Raw genomic sequence first — 4,503 nt, 5'->3', positions numbered from 1 at the left:
CAGGTGGGTCAATTTTATTGGCCAAAAGTGGGTCAAAATAAATGGCCATTGACAGAGACCATGTTGATGTGGTCGACATAGCAATAATCTGTGTCGAAAAAAATGAAAAAATCAACATTGGTACACACCTGTGTTGATTCAACCGACAGCAGGATTTTATGAGGAGAGAATGGAGTGGGTTTAGCGAACCAAACCGGACCCCAACTTACTTGTTGGTGATAGGTCTCTTCACAACAAACATTGTATTTAACACTTATGGCTTACTCCTGCTGGTGCAGCTTTTATTTCAAGTTTTGAACGTAAGTCTGTTCCAACTTGGTCTCTTCTGAAATCGAACATATTAAGATCGAAGCTATTAATAGCCACCTGATTATTACCGGATGAGTGAGCAATCAAACGTTTATGCGCATCCTTGTAAGGGGCTTTAGCGTAAGAGCTACCGAACTCCCCCGTGTTGACCAGAACAACGTGCTGAAACATATGGTAGTGGAGTGCATCAACCATAGTATCAAAAGAGTTCACGTCCTGATTTAAAGACGGAATCAGAAACGTATTGGATTTATCGCGCAAGTCAGCACTTAAAGCGATATCAGTCGCATCAAAACAAATGGCACCCGTTAAAATAAAACCAAGTTCACTGGGAAACTGTGGATGTCGTAACTCCAGCATAAGTTGATAGGGACGCCAAGGTATAACTTTACCTGTTTCATCAGCCATCATGTTCTGCTTGCCTTGAAGGCGCAAAATTTCATTTTTATTGCCATTATGCTTTCTTGGTACAATCCAAAGTGCGCAGTTATTTGGACCTTTCACTTTGGGCTGATGCATAAATCCCAAGCCAGCAAAAACGATGGAATGGGTTTTACGCGAAAGCTGGATGAGTATATCCCTATCATCCTGATGAACAGCCAGCTCAGGCCAAACAATCAAATCAACGTGATGTTCTCGTACTCCATTTTTTGGTTTTTCTAGGTGTTGTGCTTCTAGATGCTGAATAATCAGCTTGGCAACACGTGCAATATGGCGGCGATGCTTTGTGCGATATTGTGGATTATCCAGAAGCAGGCCATTTTCTGCAAAATCTTTCTTTTTTGGTAGTTTTGACTGCACCATGACGACGGTTAGATTAGTCTTGTCCTTGCTCCAGTCTGGCGTGATTTTTTCTGATAACCCTGGTATTGCGGAAAGCTTGCAATAAATTTTTTTAAGTTCTTTCAGGCGGTCTTCCAATAACTTTTGCACAGCACCCAGAGTCATTTCGTATGGCCAAAGAAAGCCCTGATCATTAATGTGGATGCCTGGCCACTTGAGCAGCTTGGAAACTAAGGTTGTTATCCAGCTTGAAAAAGCTGCACTTTCACCAGCCAAAGACTCAGGTGTGGTATACAACCCTAGCTGACGCTTGAATTGGGTTGATTTCAAGCCGCGATACCCTGCTCTTGGTGTGCTTGATACACCAAACCCTGTTGGGTCATCCGAACCAGCCAGTGCCGCACGAATACACAGAGCAACTTTTTGAAGAATGGCCGCCTCTTGTTGAGCTGCCTCATCCTGCTGGCACATATCTTCCGAATTAATTTTCAGCAGGTGTCGTGCTACTGGTGAAATCGGTGATTGAAATGCAATATCATGAATAATCAAGCGTCTTGCAAAGTCATCAAATTCCGGCGGATTATGATATCCACCTCCTTCAAATAGAACTTTTGTCTGATTTAAATCTAGAGTTTTTCCTTGCCCTTTAATTTTGAACTCATCCGCTTTATTTAATAGCGCGAGCATCAGCTTGATAACCATTATTTCGTTAGCAAATGGGTTGTCAGTACGAAGAACTAGCTTCAGTAGAGCCGTTGGGGTTTTTATTTTCTCCAAGGGCTTGGCTGATGGTTTGATATCTATGTATAGTTTCTCAGCCAATTCTCTGATGGATTTTTTATTTTTTTCTTCTTTGTACCAGTCATACTGTAATGTGCGAGCATGAAGAATAATCAATATAACCAAGCTTTTATCCTGAATAGCCAGTTTTTCCAAGATGCTCTTTGCATTAACTGATGGCTGATTAAGCAAGCAGCAGGTGGCTCTAGTCAGTGGTTTTATATTCGTAACCAGTTGGCTTGCAAGTAATATGCAGGTGGCTATTTTCTCTTGATCCAACTCATCAGAAACAGTGATATTGCGATAACCTTTTGTCAGCTTAAAAATAAGATCTTGCTTATTATCACCTGTTGATTTTTCTAGCAGTGTATCTAGCCGAATCAAAATAAGAAAGCGGGCTTGGCTGATCAACAAGTCAAACTCTCCTTGTTTACTCATGGTTGACTGTTTATCAATCAGCTCGGCAGCAAAGTTTTGCAGACGCTCAAAGAAAGCATCCACATTTGCTTGTGCTGGAATGGCTTGTGGGTCTTTGCGGTGGATTACTACAGCTGAATGGCGAAATATTTCTGAAAGGCAGTAGCTTACAACTGCGTGTTGCTTTAAATCGTCTAGGCTGGGAGGCCCAATTAAATTACGGTAATTTCTAATATATTCGATCTGCTCAAGTACTGGTTCAAGCACCCTAGTGCTTGGGAAAAGCTCTAGGCCTTTTTTCAACAATAAAACCAAGGCTGGATCACGGCTCCAGCAAGCAATCAAGCGCCGTGCCATTCTTTCTTGTAGATAGTCCCAGTCACCTAGTATTGCTTGCCCGTCACTATCGATTTCTCTAGCGGTGAAGTGGCGCATACTGTTCAGCATGGTCGAGATTTTATTGGCGGCAAAACGTTTTAAGGTATCATCACGTACATCAAATGTGCTTTTCTCAATCTGCTCCAAGCGATTAGGTCTACATTTCCTCTCGCCGTCCTGATCTGGAAAATTATGTGTCGATAAAATTAGCAACGACTCTAACTGACCTAATAGCTCTCCAGCATCTTCATGGGAAACAGGACCGCTGGTTTTGCTTTGAATCTCCTCCAAAGTGGCAGATACACCTTTTGCTTTGCCTCTGTAGATTTCTACCTTGGTCTTTTCAGGGTGTAGCTCTAAACCTAATTGATCCAGTTCACTCTTTAACCAAGCTCCTAAGCGTTTTTTGATGGTGGGAGTTGGGTCTTGATTGATGCTATTTTTCCTAGATGGGCCGATGAGGACCAAGCGCATATCATCAACATAACGGCAGTAATCGACTAATTTAAGGTCTGTTTCGGCATCATCTATCAAGCAGTCGATCTGCTTAGCAATCCATTCGTCAAACTCCAACATGTAGATATTGGCGAAAAAACCAGCTGCCACTAGCCCTTGTGGTAAACCTTTTGGTGGCTCTGCACCTTCTTTTTCTTGGTTTCCCTTACAAAGAGGAAAGTCCTTCAAGCTTCGCTTAGACCATTCCCAACCATCAAAAGCAGACAGTATATGCTTCACAGTTGGCGAGGTGTTTTTAGAGAGGTTTTTTTGATCCTTGGCTATCTGACATATTTTGGCAATCAGTTTGGCGCGACTAATACAGTCAAAAAACTTCTTTAGATCAAGATCGACCAAGTAAACCTCTTGGTCAGATGATATTTCGGACAAAGACTCATGAGCAAAGTAGTAAGGCCGTTGCAAAAACTTACGGTAATCAGTGAAGTACTTACCATAGAGAGTGGTTGCACCATAATTGTGCTCGGCTTTGCCATCTTCGCTGTAGGTGCAATAAAGACGATTGCCATAGCTGACAACCTTTTTCTCGTGAACCTCTTTATAGTCAGCTGCGGGATCACCTTGTTGTGCTTCGACCTCGTTAGCCAAGCACATCATCACCAGCGTCATAATGGTTTGTTCTTTGATACCAATATGTGCTAGAGGTCGAAGTTTTAATTCTTGAGCATTTTTTGGCATCCACTCTGTTCTACAAAATATATGCTCATCAAGCTCAAACCCCAGAAAACCCATATCAGCAAAACGTTTAGCTACACCTTCTGTCGGTTGATTTTCTTCACTAGCACTCTGCTCTTGGTAAAATCCCCACTGCTGGGTCTTAGGAGCAGGAATCAGTTCTAGCTTCTCAAACTTAATCTTGGCTAATTCATGCTTCCAATCCTCACAAAGCTTTGCAAGGTTCAGCGCCGAAAAATCCAGTTCAAAATTATCCGCATACCAGTTAGTAGTACGGATGTAGTGATGTGCCTTTTTCCACGCCAAAGCCATCAGCAAAGGGTCGGTAATATACTGGTCTGTTAGTGCAAGTTGTTCGTATTTTTTATCAAGAAGCGGCATGGGCTTTCCTTAGCTAAGAGTTTATTTGACCGTTTTTTGAGCAGGCTTAGATGAACACCACTTATGCTTTGAGATTGGAACTGGGTACTGAGTTAGCCTAGAAAAGCACAGACTATAAAAATACCTTGTCTAGATTAGCCTAAAAATAACAGCATCTGAAGGGCAAAAAACCAGGAGTTTTGGCGCGCTCGGCGGGATTCGAACCCACGACCACTGCCTTCGGAGGGCAGTACTCTATCCAGCTGAGCTACGAGCGCATTTTTGAGA

1 protein-coding gene and 1 tRNA gene are annotated in these 4,503 nt (G+C 42.5%); both read right to left on the bottom strand.

Annotation, left to right across the window (positions count from 1 at the left end; translation table 11 throughout):
• Window positions 1-246: 246 nt before the first annotated feature.
• A complete protein-coding gene (locus IBX50_RS17530; protein ID WP_292257589.1) occupies window positions 247-4,236 on the bottom strand; it encodes a reverse transcriptase domain-containing protein in 3,990 nt (1,329 codons plus the stop codon).
• Window positions 4,237-4,416: 180 nt separating this feature from the next.
• A tRNA-Arg gene (locus tag IBX50_RS17525) sits at window positions 4,417-4,493 on the bottom strand.
• Between the last annotated feature and the right edge of the window lie 10 nt (window positions 4,494-4,503).

Source organism: Marinospirillum sp. (genome assembly GCF_014859565.1).
The sequence above is the reverse complement of the archived record's forward strand: the minus strand, read 5'-3'. Positions and strand labels throughout refer to the sequence as shown.

Excerpts from the sequence above, each read along its gene's own strand:
- IBX50_RS17530 (WP_292257589.1), bottom strand. The coding sequence starts at position 4,236 with ATGCCGCTTCTTGATAAAAAATACGAACAACTTGCACTAACAGACCAG.